This window comes from Streptomyces katrae (assembly GCF_002028425.1).
GTDB lineage: Bacteria > Actinomycetota > Actinomycetes > Streptomycetales > Streptomycetaceae > Streptomyces > Streptomyces katrae_A.
In genome coordinates, this window is record NZ_CP020042.1 from 360,534 (window position 1) to 384,593 (window position 24,060).

General features: G+C 71.6%; 16 protein-coding genes and 6 pseudogenes. 12 read left to right on the forward strand and 10 right to left on the reverse strand.

The genetic code is table 11. The annotated features are described in order from the left end of the window. Positions 1-277: 277 nt before the first annotated feature. Positions 278-1,168 (forward strand): hypothetical protein, encoded by an 891-nt coding sequence (locus B4U46_RS01915; protein ID WP_159402054.1) that lies wholly within the window; start codon positions 278-280, stop codon positions 1,166-1,168. 44 nt (positions 1,169-1,212) lie between these two features. Here the strand turns inward: B4U46_RS01915 and B4U46_RS40545 are convergent. Both B4U46_RS40545 and B4U46_RS01925 read right to left on the reverse strand, forming a co-directional pair. Further along, positions 1,213-1,820, reverse strand: a pseudogene (locus B4U46_RS40545) (transposase); the annotation flags it as partial. 117 nt (positions 1,821-1,937) lie between these two features. Next, a complete protein-coding gene (locus tag B4U46_RS01925) occupies positions 1,938-2,678 on the reverse strand; it encodes a class I SAM-dependent DNA methyltransferase (protein WP_079423471.1) in 741 nt (246 codons plus the stop codon). A gap of 785 nt (positions 2,679-3,463) precedes the next feature. On the opposite strand from B4U46_RS01925, the pseudogene B4U46_RS01930 reads away from it, so the two are divergent. Next, positions 3,464-3,970: pseudogene (locus tag B4U46_RS01930) on the forward strand (IS5/IS1182 family transposase); the annotation flags it as partial. A gap of 66 nt (positions 3,971-4,036) precedes the next feature. Here the strand turns inward: B4U46_RS01930 and B4U46_RS01935 are convergent. The 4 genes and pseudogenes from B4U46_RS01935 to B4U46_RS01950 all read right to left on the reverse strand — a co-directional run. Continuing rightward, on the reverse strand, positions 4,037-8,257 hold the full coding sequence (locus tag B4U46_RS01935; RefSeq protein ID WP_079423472.1) for a CHAT domain-containing protein: 4,221 nt from the start codon (positions 8,255-8,257) through the stop codon (positions 4,037-4,039). A 93-nt stretch (positions 8,258-8,350) separates the two neighbouring features. Beyond that, entirely contained in the window at positions 8,351-9,307 is a 957-nt protein-coding gene (locus tag B4U46_RS37210; protein ID WP_079423474.1) for a hypothetical protein, read from the reverse strand. A gap of 13 nt (positions 9,308-9,320) precedes the next feature. Next, complete coding sequence (locus B4U46_RS01945) at positions 9,321-9,716, reverse strand: hypothetical protein (protein ID WP_079423476.1); 396 nt, start codon at positions 9,714-9,716, stop codon at positions 9,321-9,323. Positions 9,717-10,044: 328 nt separating this feature from the next. Then, positions 10,045-10,383 (reverse strand): annotated as a pseudogene (locus B4U46_RS01950) (IS5/IS1182 family transposase); the annotation flags it as partial. Between the two features lie 91 nt (positions 10,384-10,474). Here B4U46_RS01950 and B4U46_RS01955 point away from each other — a divergent pair. Continuing rightward, positions 10,475-11,320 (forward strand): annotated as a pseudogene (locus B4U46_RS01955) (IS5 family transposase). A 222-nt stretch (positions 11,321-11,542) separates the two neighbouring features. On the opposite strand, the gene B4U46_RS01960 reads toward B4U46_RS01955, so the two are convergent. After that, positions 11,543-13,105 (reverse strand): carboxylesterase/lipase family protein, encoded by a 1,563-nt coding sequence (locus tag B4U46_RS01960; protein WP_079423478.1) that lies wholly within the window; start codon positions 13,103-13,105, stop codon positions 11,543-11,545. A 1,092-nt stretch (positions 13,106-14,197) separates the two neighbouring features. Here B4U46_RS01960 and B4U46_RS01965 point away from each other — a divergent pair. The 5 genes and pseudogenes from B4U46_RS01965 to B4U46_RS36135 all read left to right on the forward strand — a co-directional run bounded on the left by B4U46_RS01965 (position 14,198) and on the right by B4U46_RS36135 (position 17,476). Further along, the gene (locus tag B4U46_RS01965) at positions 14,198-15,223 is read left to right on the forward strand and encodes an MFS transporter (protein WP_237292518.1); all 1,026 of its coding nucleotides are present in this window, start codon (positions 14,198-14,200) and stop codon (positions 15,221-15,223) included. Positions 15,224-15,320: 97 nt separating this feature from the next. Then, entirely contained in the window at positions 15,321-16,235 is a 915-nt protein-coding gene (gene surE, locus B4U46_RS01970; protein ID WP_159402055.1) for a 5'/3'-nucleotidase SurE, read from the forward strand. A gap of 240 nt (positions 16,236-16,475) precedes the next feature. Beyond that, positions 16,476-16,697, forward strand: a pseudogene (locus B4U46_RS01975) (carboxylesterase family protein); the annotation flags it as partial. After that, positions 16,666-16,845 (forward strand): annotated as a pseudogene (locus B4U46_RS40550) (carboxylesterase family protein); the annotation flags it as partial. The pseudogenes B4U46_RS01975 and B4U46_RS40550, both read left to right, overlap by 32 nt. Before the next feature lie 253 nt (positions 16,846-17,098). After that, positions 17,099-17,476, forward strand: coding sequence for a carboxylesterase family protein (locus tag B4U46_RS36135; RefSeq protein WP_107438203.1), 378 nt, complete (start codon positions 17,099-17,101; stop codon positions 17,474-17,476). A gap of 85 nt (positions 17,477-17,561) precedes the next feature. On the opposite strand, the gene B4U46_RS36140 is transcribed toward B4U46_RS36135, so the two are convergent. Further along, entirely contained in the window at positions 17,562-17,765 is a 204-nt protein-coding gene (locus B4U46_RS36140) for a hypothetical protein (protein ID WP_100864578.1), read from the reverse strand. A gap of 215 nt (positions 17,766-17,980) precedes the next feature. Between B4U46_RS36140 and B4U46_RS01990 the strand changes: the two genes are divergently transcribed. The 4 genes from B4U46_RS01990 (at position 17,981) to B4U46_RS02005 (ending at position 21,430) form a co-directional block, all read left to right on the forward strand. Beyond that, on the forward strand, positions 17,981-19,003 hold the full coding sequence (locus B4U46_RS01990) for a glycosyl hydrolase (RefSeq protein WP_107438204.1): 1,023 nt from the start codon (positions 17,981-17,983) through the stop codon (positions 19,001-19,003). Positions 19,004-19,444: 441 nt separating this feature from the next. Beyond that, positions 19,445-19,849: a C40 family peptidase gene (locus B4U46_RS01995; RefSeq protein WP_237292522.1), complete on the forward strand. Its 405-nt coding sequence runs from the start codon at positions 19,445-19,447 to the stop codon at positions 19,847-19,849. 372 nt (positions 19,850-20,221) lie between these two features. Next, the gene (locus B4U46_RS02000) at positions 20,222-20,458 is read left to right on the forward strand and encodes a chaplin (protein WP_079423488.1); all 237 of its coding nucleotides are present in this window, start codon (positions 20,222-20,224) and stop codon (positions 20,456-20,458) included. Between the two features lie 120 nt (positions 20,459-20,578). Beyond that, entirely contained in the window at positions 20,579-21,430 is an 852-nt protein-coding gene (locus B4U46_RS02005; protein ID WP_079423490.1) for a GNAT family N-acetyltransferase, read from the forward strand. A 27-nt stretch (positions 21,431-21,457) separates the two neighbouring features. On the opposite strand, the gene B4U46_RS02010 is transcribed toward B4U46_RS02005, so the two are convergent. Continuing rightward, on the reverse strand, positions 21,458-22,903 hold the full coding sequence (locus B4U46_RS02010) for an amino acid permease (RefSeq protein WP_079423492.1): 1,446 nt from the start codon (positions 22,901-22,903) through the stop codon (positions 21,458-21,460). A 223-nt stretch (positions 22,904-23,126) separates the two neighbouring features. Then, positions 23,127-23,963 carry an undecaprenyl-diphosphate phosphatase gene (locus tag B4U46_RS02015; RefSeq protein ID WP_079423494.1) on the reverse strand — a complete coding sequence of 279 codons (837 nt, stop codon included), beginning with the start codon at positions 23,961-23,963 and terminating at the stop codon, positions 23,127-23,129. Positions 23,964-24,060: the final 97 nt, after the last annotated feature.

Consider the following 24,060-nt stretch of genomic DNA (forward strand, 5'->3'; position numbering starts at 1 on the left):
GGCGCTGACGCTGGGACCGAGGCCGCGGGGACCGGGAAGTCATCGAGACACCCAGATAACGCCCGCAGCCCCACGCCGGACACCGTCGAGCCCTCAACTCCATCCGATTCAACGACCCGCGAAGTACAGGGCTGGTCCGTCCGGCTGATGCGACCACCGACGACTCCACGGTGAGCCTGGCGCCTCCTGCCCGTCGGCCACGAGAACAACCACTACCGCACGCCCGCCTCTTGATCACCAGGTGCCAGGTGTGGTCTTCTCCTGGCAAGGGGGAAAGATGTCGACCTTGTGGACCCGGCTCACCGGCTGGCTGACGCTGCTGGCAGGCTTGTACGCGGCTGTGCACAGCCTGCTCATCGCGATCCTGCCGTCCGGCCTCGGCGCGACCACCGCCGAACGGCTGCTCCCGACCGGCATCGCGATCCTGTGCGGGACGGCCTGGCTGACCGCCTCCGTCGCCGCCCGGCCGAGGACGGCGAGCTGGCTCTGGGAGCCGCGCCCCTCGCGCATCCTCCCGATCGTGCTCGGCATCACGGTGGTGCTCACCTCCGCCGCAGCGTTGGTGCAGGCCAGTGGCCCGGACGGTGCGGACGGCCGCCAGCTGCGGAGCATCCACCAGGCCGGCGCCGTCGAACGCGACGTGAAGATCCTCGCACTTCGTTCGGAGCCCCGCAGGCTCGCCAGGGTCAACAGATCGAACATCTACCGCACAGCGGTCGACCTCTCGGTGCCCTTCGTGGACGGTCCGCGCACGGTCACTGTGGACGTCGAGACCCCGGGCCCGGCGCTCATCGGCGAGGAGATATCGGTTCAGTACGCGCCCACCGCCCCCGGCCTGGGCGTCCGGCCGTACGAACACACCTCGCTCAGTGGTTTCATGCTGCCGTGGATCCTGGGTCTCGCCGTCGCCGGTCTGGTCTTCTGCCCGGCAATACTCGCCGGCCAACGCCGCCGGGTCCACCAATGGCGGCGCTTCCGTCCCGCTGTGCACCTGCCCGCCATCGGGCTCCTGCTGGTCGGCACCGGGCTTTCCGCATACGTCGCGCTGGCGCTGCCTCCCCCACTGGTGGGGTGGCTGCTGGCGCTGACCGCCGCAGCCACCCCTTGGATCGCCCTCATGGTGCCCACTCGGAGGGCGGTTCGTGAGGCGATGGCCGTTTCCCGATGAGGCTGGTGTGGGACTGCTGGTCGCGGTTCTTGGCGGCTACTGCCTTATGGTGAAGCTGCCGACGTCGACCTCCGTGAGGATGTGGAGCTTGACAGACGTTTCATGGGGGTGTTCGCGCCGGTGAGGCGGCGGGCCATGACTTGGGGCATCGCCCAGCAGACGCGGGAAGCGGATGGGACGGGCGGTGCTCGTGGTCGCGGACCAGACGCCGGTGGAGTATCAGGATTCCGTAGGTCCGCTCGACCTCCACCGCTTCGGCTGAGACGCATGCCTTCTCCTGCGGCTTGCGTTCGGCGATCTCGAGGTGGATGCCCAGGCCGGCTCCATGCGCAAGGACCTGGTTCTTGAAGCCCTGGTGGACCAGAGCCTTCTCGGCTGTGCCGCCGGTGCGCTCGGCGGCTTGGTCCAGCAGGGCGACGCCCGCGGCGCTGTCGTGGGTGTTCGCGGCCGGCACGATCACCGCGATGACAAGCCGAGCACGTCCACGGCCAGTCCTCGCTTGCGGCCCGGCCCTTCTTCGCCGGGTCCCGGCCGGTCGTGGAGGAGGGGACCCCGGCGGCCGCCTGGACACTCTTGGTGTCCAGCACCATCAGGGTCGGGTCCTCTGATCGGCGGCACGTTCACGGACCTGGCAGCGCAGGAGTTCGTGGAGGGTGCTGGGCGCGACCGCGGCTACGACCACGACAAATCTCCCGGCGACGCGACGCCTGGACTCCCGACGGGAGTTTCACGACAGGCACGGCCTACCTTGACAGCGCGCTGGCCTACCTCAGATTGGCTTGCGCCACACGGAGATGTGCTTCGCGGAGTCCTGGGTGAACGGAGTCTCGTCCCAGTCGGCGACACGGCGTTCCAGCTCGAGTCCAGCGATCCGTGCCATCAGGTCGAGCTCTGCCGGCCAGGCGTACCGGTGCCGGGAGTTGTCGCGGCGGTAGTGGCTGTCGTCGCCGTCGCGGGTGAAGTGGTGTGAGACAAGAATCTGCTCGACCAGGTCGAAGGTGTCGAAGCCGAGATGCTGCTCGGAGACATCGAACGGCACCGCGACCTGGCCGGGCGGCAGGAACCGCAGTGGTGGCACGCCCAGCTCGATGACGAATCGGCCGCCCGGCGCCAGATGCCGTGCGGCGTTGCGGAAGCACTCGACCTGCTCGTCCTGAGTGAGCAGATTCGTGATGGTGTTGTAGACGAGGTAGACCAGGGTGAACTCTCCGGGCACGACGGTGGTGGCCATGTCCCCGATGACTACCGGGAGCGTGTTCTCGTCGATCTTGCGTCGCAGCACCGCTGCCATGTGCTCGGAGAGTTCGATGCCCACGACCGGCACGCCGCGTTCCCGGAGCGGGACTCCCACTCGTCCGGTTCCGATGGCGAACTCCAGTGCCCGTCCGTCTCCGGCGAGTTCGGCGAGGAAGGCGAGAGTCGGTTCGAGAACGGCAGCCGAGGACGCCTCGGCCTCCTCGGCGTCGTAGCGGTCGGCGGTCGCACGGGTCCACAGTTCGCTGCTCGTCACGGTCGGCCAATGTGCCGGGTGCCGAGGGGTGCTGTCTACGCTTTTACGCTCTCCACGGCGCACCAGCACGCACCGCCCACAACTCGTCGCCGCCTTCCCACGGCGTCGGCCGATCCATCCAGCACCCCGGGTCATCAGTCCCGGAGGGGTTGACCCTGGGGCCGGAGGTTGCGTTCGCGGTCCGGGCGTCCAAGACGGTGCGGATGGAGCTCGACCACGGCGAGACAGACCGGATCTGAGCCGCTGAGCAGTGGAGGCTGCCGGGGCATCCTGTTTGCCCGGCCTTGTTGTCGGTCTCGACGTACAGTGCGGCCAGAGTCCGTTCGGATCCTTGGTCACAAGGGGTCCGGCCTGGATGCCCTCCGTCCGTGCAGTGCAGGGGCGGGATTCCGCACACGCCGAGACGACCACCAAGGCCGCACCAGTGGCTGACGGCAAGCCCGGAGGCGTTGCAGCCGCGCTCCCGGAGCCGCCCAGCAGCCCGTCGTCCACGATTCCCCTGCTCGGCGGCTTGCTCGGCGGCGGCGCGGCCGCCAAGTCTCGTGGGGGTGGCGGTCTGCTGGGCCTCCCCCTCCCCATCTAGGCACGGCCTGAAGAGACGGCTCGTTCGGGGGCATACTCGGCCAAGCGTGCCCCGTCCCCTAGAGCGTGCCCCTTTGATCGGTTGGTCAGTTGATCGGATATGTCTGTCCGCTTAGTGCGTCCGTCAGTAGGTGCTGGTAGCAGGGCAGGCACGGTTCACCCGATCATGGTGTTCTCTTCGCTTCATGATCAGTGGGTGATCCGTGCCTGCGGTCCCATCGTGCATTCTCGACCCGATCCGCAACCAGTTCCTCGCGCTCCTTCCCGTGCGCGAGGACCGGCACCCGCTGGGCTGCCACAACCCCCGGATCAGCGATGCCGTCGTCTTCGACCGGCTGGTACAGGTCCTGGTCTTCGGCTGCTGGTACGAACGCGTCGGCGACGATCACTGCTCGGCCACCACCTTGCGCCGACGCCGCGACGAGTGGATCGCCGCCGGCGTGATGGAGAACCTGCGGCTGCTCGCACTCGCCGCCTACGACCGTATGATCGGCCTCGAACTCGACCGCCTGAGCACCGACGGCTGCATCACCAAGACGCCCTCCGGCGGTGAATGCACCGCCAGGAGCCCATTCGACCGCGCCCAACTCGGGCTGAAACGCTTGCAGTTGACCGACGGTACCGGCACACCCCTGCTCACCGAGCCGGCACCCGCCAACACCCGCGACCACACTCTGCTACCCGCCACCCCCGACCGCTTCACCGCCCTCGGAGCCCACGCAACCGATGAACTGCCGGCAGACGCCCTTACAGGTAAACGATGCCAAAACGCTCACTCAGGCGCCCGAATGTAGGTACGCGGCCCAGAGTGAGGGCAATCCGCTCAGGTCCATCGAGGCGGGGAGGTCGTAGCCGTCGCGGATCAGGCGGACGGCCCGGTGGAGCGCGTACGCCGAGCGGTCCGGGTCCAGGCCCCCAGTCCCGTTTCCCAGCGCGTCGTAGAACAACTCGGCGACGGTGACCGCGAGTTCGTCGTCGATCTCCCACAGTGTGCCGATCACGTGGGGGAACCCGACGAGCTGGAAGGCCGAGGTGAGGTGGATGGCCTCGTCGAGCAGCTCGGCGGTGTCGACGGCCGCCGTCCGGCAGGCCGAGAGGTAGGCCAGCCGGGCCCGTCCCAGTTCGACGGCGGCGAGGCCCGCGACGGTCAGCGGGTCGTCCGCGTGGTCGTGCAGCAGGAGCAGGCTCCGGGAGGGGTCGGCGGGGTTGCTCGAACCGTGACAGCAGAAGTGCGCGATCGAGCAGTCCGGCAGCTGCTCCAGGACGGCGGCCTTTGTCGGCACCGGCAACCCCCGGCCGGCCGGATCCTCGCCGGGGCCCGGCTCCCGCAACAGCACCGGGGCTGGCAGCCGTTCGAGCAGGACCGCCGCCTCCTTCCCGACGTGCCTCAGCCGTCCGTCGCGGGGCAGGCCGGGCGTGGTCGGCATCGCCACGACCAGGCTGCGCGCCGGCCCGGCCGCCGCGGCGGTCCGGGCGCGTTCACGAGCGTGGCGCAGCGCGCGGATCGTCGGGGTGTAGGAGGAGACGACCCGGTCCATCACCGTGCGCCGGTCTGGACGGTCGCGCGGGTCGTCGTGGTGGCCCGCGGCGTGCAAGGGGAGCAGCCCCAGCAGGCCGCCCGGCACCCACCACACCCGCGGCCAGTCCTTCGTGTCGCCGGGCTGCCCGTGGAACCCCAGCGCGTGCAGCACCGGGCCCGTGGCCGCGTCCCACAGCCACCGCAGGACCTCGGACATGACGGCCTCGGCCGCGACCCGCTCGGCCTGGTCCGGGCTCGACGTATCCCGCTGCGCCCGCAGGAAGGTGTCGATCCGTTCGGCCAGGGGCTGAAGGGCCAGGTTTGGCAGGTTCAGGGTCCGGATGCCGCGCTCGGTGACCAGCAGCGCGTCACTGCGGTACGCGCTGGTGTTGAACACCACGACGGGACCGTCGGTCGCCTCGTCGCGGAGTTCGGCCGGGGCGGGTGGCAGCCCGAAGTTCTGGAAGCGGTCCAGTGCGCGGATCTCCGTCAGCAGGTCGGCGAAGTCCCGTGCGAGCAGGTGCCGTTCGCGCGGCGGTCCGTCCGCGGCCGGCCCGTCCGTCGCCGTTCCGCGGCTGGTCGGCCCGGGGACGGCGCTGCCGGGTGCGGCGGCGTCGGCGGGGCTGTCGAGCCGTTCCCGCAGGTCGCTGAAGCGCTCGGCGAGTTCACGGTGGTGCTTGCGCAGGTCGGTCAGGTCGTTGCGGGTCTCCAGGGCCTGGCTGAGCAGAACGGCCCGGCCGGTCTCCAACAGGCCCAGGGCGCGTTCGGCCCGTCCGGCGGGGGTTCCGCCCGGGGCGGCGAGGGCCAGGGCGGCGGCGTCGCCCACCAGTCCGGAGAAATGGGCCATGGCGTACTGCTGGTCGCCGCGCTCCAGGCGCCGGGGCGCCACCTGCGGCAGCAGCAGGACCGCGCTCTCCGCCGCGTTCGCCGCGGCGGCCGGGTCGCCCGACGCGGCGAGCAGGCCCGCCGCCTGGGCCGCCTCCATGATCCGCCGGCCGGGCGTGGCGGACCGCACCTTCGAGGCCGCCAGCCGGCAGGAGATCGCCTCGCGCAGGTCAGCGGGCTGCTGCGTGCGCTGGTAGCGGGTCAGCAGGCTGCCGGCGAGGTTGGACAGCCCCAGCGCGTAGTCGGGGTGGTGGGCGGGGACGGCGCTGACCGTCTCCGTCAGGTGGTCGATCGCCGCGTCCAGGTCGGCGGGCGACTCCGTCAGCTCGAACCTGCGCTGGAGCGCGCCGCCCAGGTTGTTCAGCATCGCGACCCGTTCGAGGCTGTCCGCCGGGGCGGCGGCCACCGCCTTGGCCAGGCGGTCGATCGCCGCGTCCAGGTCGGCGGGCGACCGCGTCAGCTCGAACCTGCGCTGGAGCGCGCCGCCCAGGTTGGTCAGGATGCCGGCCAGGCCGGGCGTGCCCCCGGCGTGGGACGCCGCCTCCGTGAAGCAGTTGATCGCGCCGTCCAGGTCCGCGACGCGGTTCGTCCGGTCGTAGCGGGAGCGCAGTGCCATTCCGAGCTTGGACAGCCGCACCGCGCGCTGGGGGTGGCCGGCAGGGGTGAGGGTGACCGCCCGGGTCAGGCTGGCCACGGCGGCGTCCGCGTCCCCCGCCGTGGCCAGCCGCTCGCTCCGGTGTCGCAGCGCGTTGCCGAGGTTGGTCAGCGGGACCGAGCGCTCGTCGTCGTCCTCGGCGGCCTCCTCCGCCGCCCGGAAGTGGTCGACTGCGGCGTCCAGGTCCTCCAGCGCTCCCGTGCGGTCGAAGCGGGCCCGCAGCGCCATGCCGAGGTTGTTCAGGACGCCGACCTGGTGCAGCAGCTCGGGCGGCGTGGACTCCAGCAGCTCCGTCAAGTACCCGATGGCGGCGTCCGTGTCCGCCAGCGTCCCCATCAGCTCGCTCCGCTTGCCCAGCGCGCCGCCGAGCGAGATGAACAGCGAGGCCCGCCCGGGGTGGTCCGGTGGAGTGGTGGACGCTGCCGCGCGGGTCTGGTTGATCACGGCGTCCAGGTCCGCCATTCCACCGGTCAGCTCGAAGCGGACATGCAGCGCCTGGGTGAGCCGGACCAGCCGCGTCGTCCGGTCGGGACGGTCGGGACGGTCAGGGGGGCCGGCCTGCCCAGGGGCGTCGCTCGGAACGGCGTCCACGGCCTGCCGCAGGCAGCCGATCGCGCTGTCCACGTCCGCGAGCGCCCGCCGGTCCAGGGCGCGCTGGATGAGCGCGCCGCCGAGGTGGAACCGCTGCGTGGCGCGCTCGTCCGGGTCGACGGCGGCGGCCACCGCCTCGTCAAAGCGGTCGATCGCCGCGTCCAGGTCGGACGGCCGGTCCGTCCTGATGTAGCGGAGGCGCAGGACCTCACCGAGGTGGCACAGCCTCCTGGCCCGGTCGGGGTGACCGGGCGGGGTCGCCGCCACGGCCTCCCGGAAACGGCCGATCGCGGCATCCACGTCCGCCACCACGCCCGTATGCAGGAAGCGGAGGCGCAGGGCCTCACCGAGGTCGAACAGGCGCTCCGCGCGGTCGGCGGCGTTGGTCGCGGCGTCCACCGCGACCGCGAAGCGCTCGACCAGGTCGTGCGTGCCCGCTCGCGCCTCCCGGTCCCCGGACCGGTGCTCGGACAGCTCCTGCCGGAGGGAGAGGATCTTGGGCCGCTCGGGGTGGTCGGGGGCGGCGATGGCCGCCGCCTCGTCCACGTGCGCGATCGCCGCGTCCAGGTCGGCCGCCGCGCCCGCCCAGGCGAACCTGCTGCGTAGCGCCAGCGCCAGGTTGAGCAGCATGACCGAGCGGTCGAGGGCGTCGATCGAGACGTCGGCGGCCAGGCGCAGGACGCGGATCGCCTCCTCCGCGTCCTCCGCTTTCCCCTGCCGCTCGAAGCGCCGCCGCAGGGCGTTCCCCAGGTTGCCCAGCCGCCGCGCCCGGTCGGGGTGGTCGGCGGGGCCGGCGGTCCCCGCGTCCCGTCCCACCGTGATGATGGCGTCCAGGTCCGCCGGGTCGTCGAGCCGTTCGTAGCGGTCCTCCAGGGCGATCCCGAGGTTGAACAGCCGGTCGGCGCGGTAGGGGTGGTCGGCCGGGGTGGCCTGGACGATGCGCTGCCACAGCCGCACGGCGTGGGAGAGCACGCCGGGGTCGGGGGAGAACTGCGAGCGCTCCAGCAGTTCGGTGGCGTCCGGGACGGCGGCCTTGGCGAGGTTCGGCAGCATGATCTCGGGTAAGCCGGCCACGCCCAGCACGAAGCACAGTCCGAAGGCGTCATGGGCTGCCGCGAAGTCCTCCTCGTCCTCGCCCTCGGGCAGGGCTTGGTAGCGGAGCCAGTGGAACCAGCCGAGCACGTACGCCGCTTCGGTGTCACCGTCCGCGAAGTCCTCGGTCAGCGCCCGGGCTTCGTCGAGCGCCGCGGGCTCCAGCAGCGGGGCCGTGCTCTCCTCCTGGGCGATCCGGTTGATCCGGGTCCACACCGCCGCCAGTCGTGCCGCACGCGTCATGTCGCTGTTCACTCATCCTCCGTGAGGGCGGTCCCACGGGACCGGGAACGTTCGGACCGGTCCGCGGCGGACGCGCCGCGCCGGGTCGGTTCGGGTCGTGCGGGGTCAGGCCGGGAGCGTCGGCGCGGTACCACTCGGGGACGCGGACGAGAGCGGCCGGGGGACCAGGAGCCCGGCGAGGCGCGCGCCGTCGGCGGCGGTGAGCGGGCCCGGGCAGTCGAGGCCGAGCCGGCGCGCCAGGTCGCCCGCGTGCAGCCGGACGACGGCCTCCAGGAGGGTGGCGTAGGTGTCGGCGGCGGCCCGGAAGCGGTGGTGCCCGGTGAGGGCAAGTGCGGCCGCGACGATCAGCGCGGGCCACCACCACAGGGCCAGCGGCAGGTACAGCAAGGCCCAGGCGGTGAGCATCGCCGCGCGGGCCAGGGCCTGCCGGGCGGCGGTGACCTCGGCGCGCGGCGGGTCGGGGAGGGTCAGCCACAGGTGCGGCCAGAGCGCGGCCAGGTCGAGCCCGAAGTCGCGTCGGACGCGCAGCGCGGTGAGGTGGACGCGGTCCCCGCTCCAGGTGGGCCGCACGGGTTCCTCGGTGCTGACGCGGTGGGCGGCCGCGCGCGCCTCGGCTGCGGCTTCCAGGGCGGCCGGGCGGGAGCCGGGGCCGGCGATGTGGGCCCGGGCCCGGGCCCGGCCGACCAGTTCGCGACGGTGCTGCCAGCGGGCGCGCCGCCGCCGGGTGGCGAGGTCCGCCCAGGTGCGGGCTCCGGCGGGCCAGCCGCGCCAGTCGGCGGCCAGGTGCAGCCGTTCGACCAGGGAGCCAAGCGCCTGCGCGACCACCCCGACCCCGGCGGCCGCGACGCCCACGGCGGCGAGCAGCACCGCTTGGCCGCCGAAGGCGCCGAGCGCGGGGGTTTTCGCCCAGGCGCCCACCCGATCGGCCAGCCGGGCGGCGTCGAACGGGTGCGTGTGTCCGAGCCGGCCCGCCGCCACTCCGACGGCCAGGTAGAGCGCGCCCGGCAGGACCAGCAAGGTGAGCCACTTCTCGGCGAGTTTCTTCCCCAGTTCCGCAAGCACGCCGCCGGCCCCCTCAGTCCTCGCGGCGCAGCAGCGGCGCGCCGTTCACGGCGCACCGGGGCGCCCCGGCGGGGGCGTCGGGCGACTCGTGGCGCAGGCAGCGGTGCAGCGGGCACAGCAGCATGGGTTCGACCGGTACGGCGTGGTCGACACCCACCGTGAACAGACCCCGCTCGTTCGTCAGGCCCGCGCGGGTGTAGGCGTCCAGCCCGTGCCGGTCGCCGGTGGCCCGCAGCGCCCGGTGCAGCGCGTCGAGCAGGCCCGCCAGCTCCCGTTCATCCCGGTCCTGCGTCAGGACGGCGTCCAGCGGCGTCGCCGCCGCCAGCGCGCTGCCGCGGAGCCGCTGGCGAATCTCGGACTCGTGCGTGCACGCCGCGGCGAGCCGCAACGCGCTTTCCTCGTCGAGCACTTGTGCTCTCCCCCGATCGTCCGACCGTAGCCGGGCAGGCCTGGCCCGCGCGCTCCCGGTCGGTCCCCACCTCCGTACGGGCAAGGTGTCACGGATGTGTTGACGGCGTTGTGCTGTCAAGAGATTCGCCGCGTGACCGTGACGGAGCCCGTAGTCGATCGTATGGAAAGTGAGGAGATCCGGTGGGCGTTGGCCGGGCCGGAGCCTCCGTGGCCCCACACGCACCGGTCATGACGAACACGATAGTGCCCCAATGCCCGGGACTGGCGCAATATGCGCGGGGAGGGCCACGTTGACGAGCAACTACCCGGCCTCCGGCAGCTATTTAGGGCGTCTTGGTGATGCAGCCGTCGGTGCTCAGGCGGTCGAGTTCGAGGCCGATCATACGGTCGTAGGCGGCGAGTGCGAGCAGCCGCAGGTTCTCCATCACGCCGGCGGCGATCCACTCGTCGCGGCGTCGGCGCAAGGTGGTGGCCGAGCAGTGATCGTCGCCGACGCGTTCGTACCAGCAGCCGAAGACCAGGACCTGTACCAGCCGGTCGAAGACGACGGCATCGCTGATCCGGGGGTTGTGGCAGCCCAGCGGGTGCCGGTCCTCGCGCACGGGAAGGAGCGCGAGGAACTGGTTGCGGATCGGGTCGAGAATGCACGATGGGACCGCAGGCACGGATCACCCACTGATCATGAAGCGAAGAGAACACCATGATCGGGTGAACCGTGCCTGCCCTGCTACCAGCACCTACTGACGGACGCACTTAATGATCACTGATGCGATGTGGGACCGGATCAAGCCGCTGATGCCGGCCAATCCGGTCCGCGGTCAGCGGTGGGCCGACCACCGCCGCACCCTTGAGGCCATCGCGCGGAAGTACCGAACCTGCTCGCGGTGGAGGGACCTTCCGGACGAGCTGGGCCCGTTCCGGACCGCTCACAAGCGACTGATCAGGTGGGCCGTGGAGGGCACCTGGGAACAGATCCTGACTGCGCTCCTGACGGTAGCCGACGACACTGACGACATCGGCTGGACCGTGTCGGTGGACTCCACTGTCTGCCGCGCTCACCAGCACGCCGCCGGCGCCAGGAAAAAGGGGCGCAGGGCCGGGCCGAGCCTGACAACCACGCGCTCGGGCGGTCCCGCGGCGGCCTGAGCACGAAAGTCCACCTCGCCGGGGACAGCCGTGCACGGCCTCTGGCCCTCCACGTCACCGGAGGCCAGGCGGGGTGACGCGCCAGCCTTCGAGACCGTCATGGCAGGCATCCGTCTTCCGCGTAGCGGTCCCGGGAGACCGAGGACTCGGCCGGAGGCCGTCCTGGCGGACCGCGCCTATTCCTCCCGCGCGATCCGGAAGCACATGCGCCGCCGCGGGACCCGCGCTGTCATTCCTCAGCCGTCCGACGAGGGCGGTCACCGTCTGCGGCGAGGCCGCACCGGCGGCCGCCCGCCCGCTGTCGACGCCGAGGCATACAAGCAGCGCAACGCGGTCAAGCGATGCATCAACCGGTTCAAGCAGTGGCGCGTCCTGGCCATGCGAAGGGACAAGCTCGCCATCGCCTACCAGGCCGCACTCCATCTCGCCGCCATCCTCATCTGGGCACGACGATGACCAAAGAGACAGAACCTAGCTCATGGAGCAGAACGCGGTGGGGCCGGGCTGAGGCGGCCAACACGCTTGAGATGAGCGGGCGGAGGGGGCGAGGGGCCGGCCCCGAGCCGTCAAGAGCTCGGGGCCGGCGGGCCGTGCCCTCGCGCTCGGCCTCTCGTAGGTTACACGTGTAATGCGCTAGGAGGGTAGGTCTGGTCGCGTGCCGGATTTCGGTAGCGGTCGTTACCCGACGGCCGCGGCGTTCCGCCGGGTGTGCAGGCGGCGCGCGTGGCCGGCCAGGTCGTCCACCGGGAGGGTGACGGAGTCGAAGCGCATGGTGGTGCGCGCGTCCGTCCGATACCGGTGCCATGTCGGCAGGTCGGCGTGGTTCGGGTCGCCTGTGCGGGCGAAGGCGATCCAGGCCCGGTGCATGGAGCGCGTCAGTCCCTTCCCCAGGGCCGGATCGATCCCGGCGACCAGCGGGGCGTGCGACCAGCTGTCGAAGTTGTCGAAGACGAAGGGGAGTTCGAGGCAGTGCGCGGCGGCGAGCCTGCCGTCGTAGGTCGGCGCCGGGAGGTCGAACTGGTAGGCCCAGACGGGCCGCCCCGCGGCAGCCCGGGCCTCGGCCAGTTGCAGGGAGGGGACGCGGAACAGTTCGTCCGTGATCAGGTCCATGAGGACGCCGACCGGGCGGGCGCCGGGCCGGGTGCGCGCGTACTCGGCGTACACGTCGGCCGCCTCCTCCTGCCCGAAGCCCTGTGCGATCCGGTCCAGTGCCTGGCCCCGCGTGATGGCGGCGTAGCCCGGGTCGAGGGCGAAGGCGAAGTTGGCCTCCTCGCGGGTCCAGCCGATGAGCACGTCGATGTCCGCGGCCGCCTCCTCGAGGAGGGTCTGCGCGGGGTGCCGCCGGAGCGTCACTCCGTCTCGCACGGGGAGGAAGGGGGTGGACCAGTGGCCCCAGCGGGCGGTGTGCGCGAAGAGCACCCCGGTGGCTTCGGCCAGCCGTTCCCAGGGGAGGCCGCGCAGTTCCTTCAGGCTTTTGGCCCCTGCGTACCGCCGGTACGCGTCGACGCGTTCGCGGTATTCGTCGCGGGTGGGGATGTTCAGCCCGAACGGGGGGCTCTGCAGGATGACCCGCCGGAACATCCGTCGCGCTTCGGGGTGGCCGGCGAGGGCGGCGGTCGAGACGGCTCCGCCCGACTGGCCGGCGACCGTGACGTTGCCGGGGTCCCCACCGAAGCGGGCGATGTTCTCGTGGACCCAGCGGAGGGCGGCCAGCTGGTCGGTGAACCAGAGGTTGGCCGGCTCCGCTTGGGCCGCCTTCTCGTTTCGGTCCTCTTCGAAGGAGAGGTAACCGAGGGGGCCGAGACGGTAGTTGAGGGTGACGACCACCAAGTCGCCATTTCGGGCGAAGGTTTCTCCGGAGTAGATGGGCAACGCCCCGGATCCGGAGACGAATCCGCCGCCGTGGATCCAGACGAGCACGGGCCGCCGGGCGTCGTCCGGAGCCGGTGTCCACACGTTCAGCGTGAGGCAGTCCTCGTCGAACGGCGGGGTGCCGTGACCGCCCAGGACCGGGTCCCCGCCCTCGAGGAACGGCTGGGGCGAAGCCGGTCCGAAGGCCGTCGCGTCCCGCGTGCCACTCCAGCCCGGGTGCGGGCGCGCGGCACGCCAGCGCAGGTCTCCCACCGGCGGTTCCGCGTAGGGCACCCCCTTGAACACCCAGATCCCGCCCTCGTCGCTCCCGCGCAGCCGTCCGGCCGGCAGTTGTACGACGGGTGGGGCCTGACCCGGTACGTCCGTCATGTGCGTCCTCCTCGGTGGGGTGTGCCGGGTGTCGGCGCCCCGCACGGGACGTTTAGGGTATGTAGGAAATTCTACGATCGTCAATCATTCGATACATGCACCGCCGCGGCCTCGCAGTCCTCGACATGGTGGACCGCGGGGACGTTGAGGCCGCATACCCCCGAGGACACGAGTAACCCGGATGGCCAGGATGGCGAGGGCTCGGCAGGACCATGGGCACGACTACGCCCAAGGGGCCGCCCAGGACGTCCGGGGCGCGGGTGGACCCGCTCACCACTTCCTGCGGTGAAGCGTGTATCAGGCGCTCATGCAGTGGTCGCCGAGCCCCTGGAAGGCCGGTCTCCTCGGCGCGGGTGGCGAACCCGGCAGGCAGGGCGGCCGCCACGACGGCGACGCCGGCTGCGGCAGCCGGGAGCGGGTGGCGTCGTGGGTGTACACGGGGGGACGGGGGCACGGCTGACCTCCGGGAAGGGAGCTGGGAAGCGGACACGGGGGCGGCCTGGGCGGCGGCCGCCCGGCCCGCCGGGCGTTGCGCATGGCGGCTGCGGCGCGGCTATTTCCGGCCACCCTGGACCGTCGGAGTGGCGGATGCAAGTGCGACCCGCGAGTAGGTACACGTGTAACGAGATGGGCCACATTCCGTCGGTCACGGTCGTCATTCTAATGGTTACTGGGCCTATCCAACAGCCTGCCACGGCTGCTACACAATGCAGCAAGCCAGTGATAACACGTGTAACTCAATGGCGTTCCGTAGGCCTGGTATGCCGCTTTTCGGCCTGCGGCCGCCGTAGCGCGAACACGTCCGTCGTCCCGGCGCTCCCCCCAGTCCCCCGCCGTGCGCTCCACGCGCCCCTCTCCCCCGGTGGTCACCGTGACAGCTGATGAACTGATGCAGCCGGAGGCGCCCCCGGCGGCTCCGGAGAGCCGCGGGCGCGGCCTCCTGCTGCTGCTCCTGCTCGCGAACTCCTCCATGTTCGCCCTGTACATGGGCGTCGGCTCCGTGCTGCTCCCCACGCAGATCGCGGACATCGACCCGGCGCACAAGGTCGCCATCCTCGGGGCGGTGGCGGTGCGAGCGCGGTTTTCGGCACCGTGTTCAACCCCATCGCCGGCGCGCTGTCCGACCGGACCGGCCGCCGGAACCCCTGGATCCTCGGTGGCGCGCTGGCCTCGCTCGCCGGCATGGCGTTCCTCGGCGGTGCGCGGACCGCGCTGTGGGTGGGCATCGGGTGGTGCCTGGTGCAGGCGACGATGAACGTCTACCAGGCCGCCGTCACCGCGATCGTGCCCGACCGCGTCCCCGTTTCCCGCCGCGGTACCGCGTCTGCCGTGGTGGGACTGGCGCTGCCCGTCGGCGGGACCGTCGGGGTGATGATCGCCTCGCAGACCGCGGGCCGGCTGACGGCCGGCTACCTGGTCCTCGGCGGGGTCGCAGCCGGCGCGGCGCTGCTGCTGACGGCGCTGTGCCGGGACGTGCCGGCGCGGCGCGAGCCCGCGCCCTCGGTCTCGCGCCGCGAGAAGATCGCCGTCTTCCTGTCCGCCCTCGCCGATCACGACTTCCGGTGGGCGTTCATCGGACGGGCGCTGATGGTGCTCGGCTATTTCTCCGTCATCGGCTACCAGCTGTACATCCTCGACGACCACATCGCCCTGCCCGACGGGCTGGAGCCCGCCGAGGCGATCGCGGTGCTGACGCCGCTGTCGATGGGGGCGATGGCGCTGTCGACGGTGCTCGGCGGGGTGCTGTCCGACCGGTGGAACCGGCGGAAGGTCTTCGTCGGCGTGTCCGCGGCCCTCGCCGGGGCCGTGATGGTGATCCCCGTGATCAGTCCGACCTGGACCGGGATGCTGGTGTTCAGTGCCCTCAACGGGCTCGCCTTCGGCTGCTTCATGGCGGTGGACACCGCGGTGGTCACGCTGGTCCTGCCGCGGGCGGAGGACGCCGCCCGCGACATGGGTGTGCTGAACATCGCCAACGCCGGGCCGCAGATCATCGCCCCGTTCGTCGCCTCCGCCATCGTCACCGCGCTCGGCGGCTACGGCCCGCTGTTCCTCATCGGCGGCGCCCTGTCCCTGCTGGGTGCGCTGGCCATCGTCCCGATCCGCAAGGTGCGCTGACGGGCCCGTCCGTCCAGCGCCGTCCCGTCCCACGACGCCGGTCCCGCTCCTGTCCTCCCTTTCCCTCACCGTCCCCTCCCTCATCGAAGGATCATCCGTGAGCCGTAAGCGAGTTCTGCCCCTGGCCGCCCTGCTCCTGTGCGTTCCGGCCCTGACCGGCACGGTGCCGGCGAGTGCCGCTGCGCTGCCCGGGCCCGTCGGCCGGTCCGGCCCGCTGCGCATCCTGCTGACCAATGACGACGGCTATGACGCGCCCGGCATCCGGATGCTGTTCGACCGGCTGACGGCCGCGGGGCACGAGGTGACGATCGTCGCCCCACTCACCAACCAGAGCGGCGCGGGGACGAAGCTGATGAGTGGCCCGGCCGTCCGGGTGGAGCACCCCGAGCCGAGGGTGTGGGCCGTGGACGGCACCCCCGGCGACGCGGTGTCCTTCGGCCTGGCCGCCGTGTTCCGTGACCGTGCGCGCGACCTGGTGGTGTCCGGCACCAACTTCGGTCCCAACGTGGCCGCTCTGGCGACCCATTCGGGCACGGTCGGCGGTGCCGTCGCCGCCCTGGAACGGGGGGTGCCCGCCCTCGCGGTGAGTACGGGCGAGCTGGCCGTCCCCGTCCCGCAGCAGATCCTGAACGCCATGCGGCCCCCCGGGGACTTCGCGGTCAAGCTCATCGACCGGCTCCGGGACCGGGCGCGGGGCGGCCGCCTGCTGCCCGAGCACGTCGGCCTGAACGTCAACCACCCGGTGGTCGGCGCGGACGGTACCGGTACGGCGCGCGGGGTGTCGGTCACGACTCAGGATCCGCAGCTGGGTCTCGGGGCGCGCTACACCGACTCCGGTGACGGGACCTGGAAGGTGGACGTGGCGCTGGTGCCGGCACCGGCCGGCAGGGGCGGCGATGTGGAGGCGGTCGGCGCCGACCGGGTGTCCGTCACTCCCATCACCCCCGACTGGAACGGCGGGACGGCGGACAGCGCCGCGGCCGCGGCGCTGCTGAAAGGTCTGCGCCCATGACGCCCATGACGCCCAGGTCGTTCATGCCGTTCACGCCGTTCATGAAGCCGCTGTCGAAGGTTCTGGCCCTTCTCCTCGTCCTGTCGGCGGTCTCGGCCCTGTCCGCACCGCCGGCGGCCGGGGCCGTCGCCCCGGCGCCGCCGTTCGTCGCCATCGGCGAGGGCCGGCTCGCCGGGCGGGTCGAAGGGCCGGCGGAGGAGTTCCTGGGCGTCCCGTACGCCGCGCCGCCGGTGGACGCACGAGAACATCGCCGCGTTCGGCGGCGACCCCGCGAACGTCACCGTGTGGGGGCAGTCCGCCGGCAGTGGGTCCGTCTGTGCGATGCTCGCCTCCGCGCACACGGCGGGGCTGTTCTCGCGCGCCATCCTCCAGAGCGGGCCCTGCTCGCTGCTCGGCGCCCCCCGGTTCCGGTCAGGCGGCCGACGCGGCGGTGGGGTTCGCGGCCGCGGCCGGCTGTCCTGACGCGGCCACCCGCGCCGGGTGCCTGCGTGCGGCTCCGGTCGCGGCCCTGGTCTCGGCAGCCCGCGCCCGTCCGGTGCCCGGGCCCGCCTTCGGGGACGGCCTGCTCCCGGCGCAGCCGTCCGAGGCGATCGCGGCCGGCCGGTGGCACAAGGTGCCGGTGCTGATCGGCAGTACCCGGGCCGAGGCACGGTTCTTCGTCGCGGGCACCCAGCCGTACCTGACGGAACGGGAGTACACCGGCCGGATCGCCGCCCTGTTCGGGCCGGCGGCGCCGCAGGTGCCGGCCCGCTGTCCGGTGACGGGACGGTCCACGCCGTTCGAGGTGCTGTCGGCGGTGCTCACCGACTCCGGGTTCGCCTGCCGCACCCTCGAACGAAACGGCGAGCGTCTTCGCCGCGCAGGTGCCCACGTACGCGTACGAGTTCGACGACCCGGACTCCCCCACCCTCGCCGGGGCGCAGCCGCCGGGCCTGGACATGGCCAACGCGCACAGCGCCGAGCTGGCGTACCTGCACGACTTCACCATGGCCGGGCGTCCTCTCACCGCCGCCCAGAGCGCTTTCGCGGACGGTCTGAAACGGCGCTGGGGGGCGTTCGCCCGCACTGGCAGCCCGTTCCTTCCCGGTGAGGTTGCGTGGCCGGTGGTCCGTCCCGGCCGGTACACGGTCCTGACCCTCGGGCCGGGCCGCACGGGGCCTTCGGCCTCTTTCGCCGCCGACCACCTGTGTGCTTTCTGGGCTGCCCTGCCCTCCCCGGCCGCCGTGCGGGAGGCTCCGTGAACCGCCCGTCTCACTGCGCGGCCGGTTTGCGGGGCGGGCCGGCGGGGTCCGGTGGCCGGGCCTCGGGGTCGCGCTCGCGAGGGTGTCAGGCGCAGGTGTCCGTGTAGCCTCCGGCGTCGGGGGCGGGGCCGAGGTCGGCCCGGATGCGGACGAGTACCTCGTTCCCGGCGCGCAGGGGGCTCGGCGGGGCGGGGACGGTGGTGGGGAACAGGGCGGAGATCTGTTCGGCCGCTTTGACGGCCGCGGATTCCAGGCCCCGGATCTCGATGGTGATCTCATTCGCGTTCATGTCTCAGGGGAGCGGTCGGACGCCGTGGTGGTTCCGTCCGTGGCCGCCGGTCACCCGAAGGGACGCGCCGTCGGGTGTGTTCACCCGGTCGGATCCGGGCGCGGCGGCCCGGTCCCGCGAATGGCGCAGGATCGGGGCCTCGGGCGGGCCGGGGTGCGTGGGGGTGTCTAGCGTCGTTGTCACGTACATCGGTTCCCGAGGCTTGTGGAGACGACATGTCCCGTAGAGGGCGGTGGATGGCCGGCGCCTGCGCGGGCGTGGCCGTTGTGGGGCTGCTCGCCGGCGGCGGTGGAGGGGGTGGCGCTCCGGCGCCGCGGGGGGCGTCCGGCAGCAGTGGGCCGGGGGTCGCGGTGGGCGCCTACCTCCACTACGGCACGCCGGGGGTGGACCGGATGCAGGGGCTTTCCCGGTGGCTCGGGGGGACGGAGGTGCGGGCGGGGCACACGTATCTGCCCGGTGACACCTGGGAGAACATCGAGGGCGCGCCGGAGTCCCTGCGCAGCTGGGCGCGGTGGCGGGGTGAGCGGCACGATCGGCTGTTCGTGCTGAACGTGCCGATGTTCGAGGGCAACGAGGCGGACGTGCCGGACGAGCGGGTGGCCGAGTTGATCCGTTCCGGGGCGGAGGGCGAGTTCGACCAGCATTTCCGGCGGCTGGGCAAGCGTCTGGTCGGGCTGGGGGTGCCGGACACCGTGATCGTGCTGGGGTGGGAGATGAACGGTTTCAACTACACCCACCGGTGCCGGCCCGACCCCGGGAACTGGAAGCGGTACTGGCGGCGCATCGTGGCCGCCATGCGCTCCGCTGAGGGGCAGCGGTTCCGCTTCGACTTCGCTCCCAACCGGGGCAGGGACGCGATCGAGTGGACCAAGTGCTATCCGGGGGACGACGTGGTGGACATCGTCGGCATGGACTCCTACGACCAGCCTCCGGGGGATTCGTTCGACGAGATGGTGGAGCAGCCGTACGGGCTGCGGCAGCAGGTCGAGTTCGCGAAGGCGCACCACAAGCGGATCTCGTACCCGGAGTGGGGGCTGTTCCGCAACGGTGACAACCCGGAGTACATGCGGCGGATGCTGGCGTGGATCGCCGATCACCGGCCGGTGTACCACAGCATCACGGACTACTGCCCGCACGGTGTGTGGCAGTGCGGTGAGAACCCGCGCTCGGCGCGGGTGTTCCGGGAGTTCCTGTCGCCCCACCGCAAGGGGCGTCCGGCTCCGCCGTTCGCGCCGTGAGGACGGGCGGGCGGGGGGCGTAGGGGGCGCGGCGGCGGGGGGGCGCGGGGGTGCTCTGGCGTTGGGGCGGTGAGGGGGCGGCGGGGGCGGGGCGGCTGTTTCTCTCTTCCCGGCCGGTTGGTCCGGCTGGTGGCCGGGGGTTTCGCGTCGCTGACGCGCGCTTCGGTGCGTCTGCGCGGCCGCGCCGGCCGGGGCAATGGTCGGACAAAGTGAAGGAATATCATCTCGGATTGCTTTGCCCAACCGAGATATTTCCTGCCGTGTCCGACACCTCACACATGAACATTTCGTGCAAAATGGGCCGTCGTCGGGAGCCGTAACGCAGTCACCGAGAACAGTCACCATCATGGTTTGTTCCTGTATCTGAATGCGGAGGTATCACGATTGCCCAAGACAACAAAACACAGGGAGAGTCATCGCTCTCGGGCCCTCTTCCTCGCAGTGTCCGTAACCGCCGCCCTGTTCACCCCGGCCACCCCCGCACAGGCCGCCTCCCTCTACGGCATAAAGGCCGTCTCCGTCGCCGCGTCCAAGAAGGGCGCACCCTACGTCTACGGCGCCACCGGGCCCGCCGAATTCGACTGTTCGGGCCTCACTCTCTACGCCTTCCGCGTGGCCGGCCGGGTACTCCCCCGCACCGCGGAGGCCCAGTACGAGAGCACCGACCACATCTCGCGCACCCAGCGCGCACCAGGAGATCTGGTCTTCTTCCCCACCGGGGGAACCATGAGCCACGTCGGCATCTATGCGGGCCACGACAAGATCTGGCACGCTCCCCGACCCGGCACCCGCGTCCGGCTGGAACGCATCTGGACGGGCACCGCCCGCTATAGCCGGGCCAATTAACGCCACCCGATAGAGGCTCCCGGAAATCCCGAGCTCTATGGGCGTGCTGTAAAAGAGTATCGGTGCTGCGGAGCTCCCGCCACCCCCCGCACACCCTCCCGGCCCGGCCGTCAATTCCGCCTGCCAAGGTGAATGAACGAGCGGGAGAACGGATGATTGCCACCCGAATGCAATTGCCGCGGGCATCGCCGGAAATCGCCCGCTGCGGCCGGCCCGCCCTGTCGAACGGTCGTTCCGCGCAGAAGTGTGCGGATCGGCGGCGGCGTGTCGCGGATTCACCGTGACACGCCGTTGGTCAGGTGAATGCCGGGCGAAAGGGCCGCGTAGGCGGTGTGATCCTGGTTCGACGTCCGTCATCGACTTTGGAGTGACATGCGTATTCGCACTGCGTTCGCCGCCACCGTGCTGGCTGCTGTCGGCATCCTCGGCGCCACCGGTTCCGCCGTTGCCGACGCCAACGCCAACGGTGCCGCCATCGGCTCCCCGGGCGTGCTGTCCGGGAACGTCGTCCAGGTTCCGATCCACATCCCGATCAACGTGTGCGGCAACACGATCAACGTGATCGGCCTGCTCAACCCGGCGGCGGGCAACACCTGCGTCAACGCCTGATCCACGCGGCCCCCGGCCGTTCAGACGGTCCCGTCCGGCGAGCACCACGTCCGGGCGGGGCCGTCGTCCACGTCCGCCGGCCCCGGGGGCTCTGTCGGTGCCGCTGGCTAGGCTGGACGGATGACCGAGATGGAGATCGTCGCCGAACAGGGCGAGTGGCGGGGCGGGTTCGAGGAGCGGCTGCTGGCCGCCTACCGGGACGCGGGGTGCTCGCAGCCCCTGGCCCAGGCCCTGCTGGAACGGGCCGTGAGGGGCGTCGAGGACTGGACGCTGGCCACGGACGGCACGGGGTGGGTGGCCGTCGGGGTGACCGACGAGGACGGGGCCAGAGTGGGGCGGATACACGACCTGACGGCGGCGCAGGGCCGGGCGTGGGCCGAGCGGTGGTGTGCGGAGCAGGGGGCCGAGCGGGTGGTCGTCCGGCTCACGGGTGGGCCGGGAGCCTTCGCCGACTACCCCGTACGGGGGCAGAACCGGATCCGCGCGGTGGCCGAACGGCCCGTACTGCCGCCTGGTCTGACGGTCCGGCGGCTGCGCGAGGAGGAGTATCCCCACTGGTACGCGCGCGAGGCGGCCTCGTACGTGGCCGACATCGTCCGGGCCGGGGCGCTGACGCCGCAGCAGGCCCAGGAGAAGTCCGACCGGGACTTCGCCGAACAGCTGCCGCAGGGCTACCTGACGCCGGGGCACGCGTTCTACGTGCTGGAGGCCGGCGGTGAGGCGGTCGGCAGCGGCTGGGTCAACCACGGCTACCTGCCGGGCGTCACCTTCGGTTTCTCCCTGGAGGTGTACGAGGAGCACCGTGGCAGGGGCTACGGCCGGGCCGCGATGGCCGTGGGCGAGTGGGCCGCCCGGCAGGGCGGTGACGAGGCGCTGATGTTCAACGTCTTCGGTGGCAACGAGGTCGCGATGGGCCTGTACGACAGCACCGGGTTCACCGTGCTGGAGGAGTTCCGCTCCATCAGCCTCTGAGGGGTGGGGCGGCCGGGGGCGCGTGTCCTATTCGGGCAGGCCCCCGCTGCCGGGCGTGCCCGTGGGCCGGGCCAGGCGCGAGTTGCGGTAGGAGTAGCCGAAGTAGATGACGAGACCGACGAGGAACCAGACCACGAAGCGGATCCAGGTCTCCACGCGCAGGTAGGTGATGAGCCAGATCGAGGCGATGACGCCGACGGCGGGCAGGACGGGCATCAGCGGGGTGCGGAAGGAGCGGGGCAGATCGGGGCGCCGGTAGCGCAGGACGATGACCGAGGTGCACACGACGGCGAAGGCGAGCAGGATGCCGATGTTGGTGAGTTCGGCGGCTTCGCCGATCGGGACGAAGCCCGCGATGACGGCGGAGGCCACGCCGACGATCCAGGTGACGCGGGTGGGGACGTGGCGGGTCGGGTGGGTCTTGGCGAACCAGCGCGGCAGCAGTCCGTCACGGCTCATCGAGAACCACACGCGGGTCACGCCGAGCATGAAGGTGAACATCACGGTGAGGATGCCGATGATGGCGCCGACGGCGATGATGTCGGCGACGACGGGCAGTCCGGCCGCTTTGAAGGCGCTGGAGAAGCCGCTCTCCGGGTCGATGTCGGTGTACTTCTGCATGCCCGTCAGGACCAGGCAGGCGAGGACGTACAGCACCATGGCGATGGCGAGGGAGTAGATGATCGCCCGGGGCATGTGCCGTTGCGCGTCCTTGGACTCCTCGGCGGCCGTGCTCATCGCGTCGTAGCCGAAGACGGCGAAGAAGACGGTGGCGGCTCCGGTGAAGGCGCCGCCCACGCCGAAGGGGAAGAAGGGGGTGTAGTTGCCGGCCTTGATGTGGAAGAAGCCGACGATGATGACGAGGAGCACCACCAGCACCTTGAGGCCGACCACGACCGTCTCGAAGCGGGCCGCGTTCTTGATGCCCAGGGTGAGCAGGTAGGCCGTGAACAGGCACAGGACGGCCGCGATGAGGTCGAAGCGGTGTCCTTCGCCGGTGCCCGGGGCTCCGAGCATCCAGGTGGGCAGGGAGGCGCCGGTCTCCTCCAGGAGGAAGTTGAAGTAGCCGGAGATGCCGATGGCGACCACGGCGACGATGGCCGTGTACTCCAGGAGCAGGTCCCAGCCGATGAACCAGCCGGCCAGTTCGCCGAGGACGGCGTATCCGTAGGTGTAGGCGGAGCCGGCCTTGGGGATCAGGCCGGCGAACTCCGCGTAGGAGAACGCGGCGGCGGCACTGGCGATGCCGGCAATGAGGAAGGAGACGAGCACGGCCGGTCCGGCGACGCCGTTGGCGACCGTTCCGGCGAGGGTGAAGATGCCGGCGCCGATGATGCCGCCGACGCCGATGGCCGTGAGCTGCCACAGGCCGAGGGTGCGGGTGAGGCGCTCGCTGGGTGCGCCTTCGGGCTCTTCGATGTGCTCGATCGGCTTGCGACGGAATGCGCCCTGCCCTGACCACACGGTGGCCATGTGCCTTCCTTTCCGCCGGGGATGACGAGCGCACATCATCTCGGAAGCGGCGTACTTGCGGAACTAGGCGCTCCGACGGGCACCTGTGGGTGCCGGGCTCCCGGTCGCGCCCATGGGCCGGATGGCGGCGGTCCGCCGCGCCGTGGCCTCCCCGCCCGGGACGTCCGCCGCCCCCGGTCGCGCGGGCGGCCGGGGGCGGTGGGGCGGGCGACGGGGGCGGGGTTCAGGCGGTCAGGACTCCTGTGCCCAGGAGGCCGAAGAGGAGCAGGCCGATGACGATCCGGTAGGCGACGAAGGCGTTGAAGGAGTGCTTGGCGACGAACTTCAGCAGCCAGGCGATCGAGGCGTAGGCGACGACGAAGGACACGACGGTGCCGACGACCAGCGGGAGGGTGTCCACGCCGGCGCCGAGGGCGTCCTTGAGTTCGTACAGGCCCGCCCCGGTGAGGGCCGGGATGCCCAGGAAGAAGGACAGGCGGGTGGCCGCGACGCGTTCCAGGTCCAGGATCAGGCCGGTGGACATGGTGGCGCCGGAGCGGGAGAAGCCGGGGAAGAGGAGGGCGAGGATCTGTGAGGAGCCGACGAGCATGGCGTCCTTGAGGGAGGTGTCGTCCTCGCCGCGCTTGTGGCGGCCCATCTGGTCGGCCGCCCACATCAGGCCGCTGCCGGCGATGAGCGAGCCGGCGACCACCCACAGGGAGGCCAGCGGCCCCTCGATGAGGGGTTTGGCGGCGAGGCCGACGACGACGATCGGGATGGTGGCGTAGATGACCCACCAGGCGAACTTGTAGTCGTGGTGGTAGCGCTCCTCGCGGTTGACGAGCCCGCGCCCCCAGGCGGTGACGATCCGCGCGATGTCCTTGGAGAAGTAGGTCAGGACGGCCGCGATGGCGCCGACCTGGATCACGGCGGTGAAGGCGACGACGGACTTGTCGTCGACGGGGATGTCCATCAGCCCTTCGGTGATCTTGAGGTGGCCGGTGGAGGAGACCGGCAGGAACTCCGTCACCCCCTCCACGACGCCCAGGACTACGGCCTGGCCCACACTGATCGCGCTCACGTGCCTTCACCTTCGGTTGGGTTCAACGGGGCATCGGGCATCCTGTCCGGACGCACGCGACGGACAGAGTAACTTCTATTCGCGAATAGAAGTTACT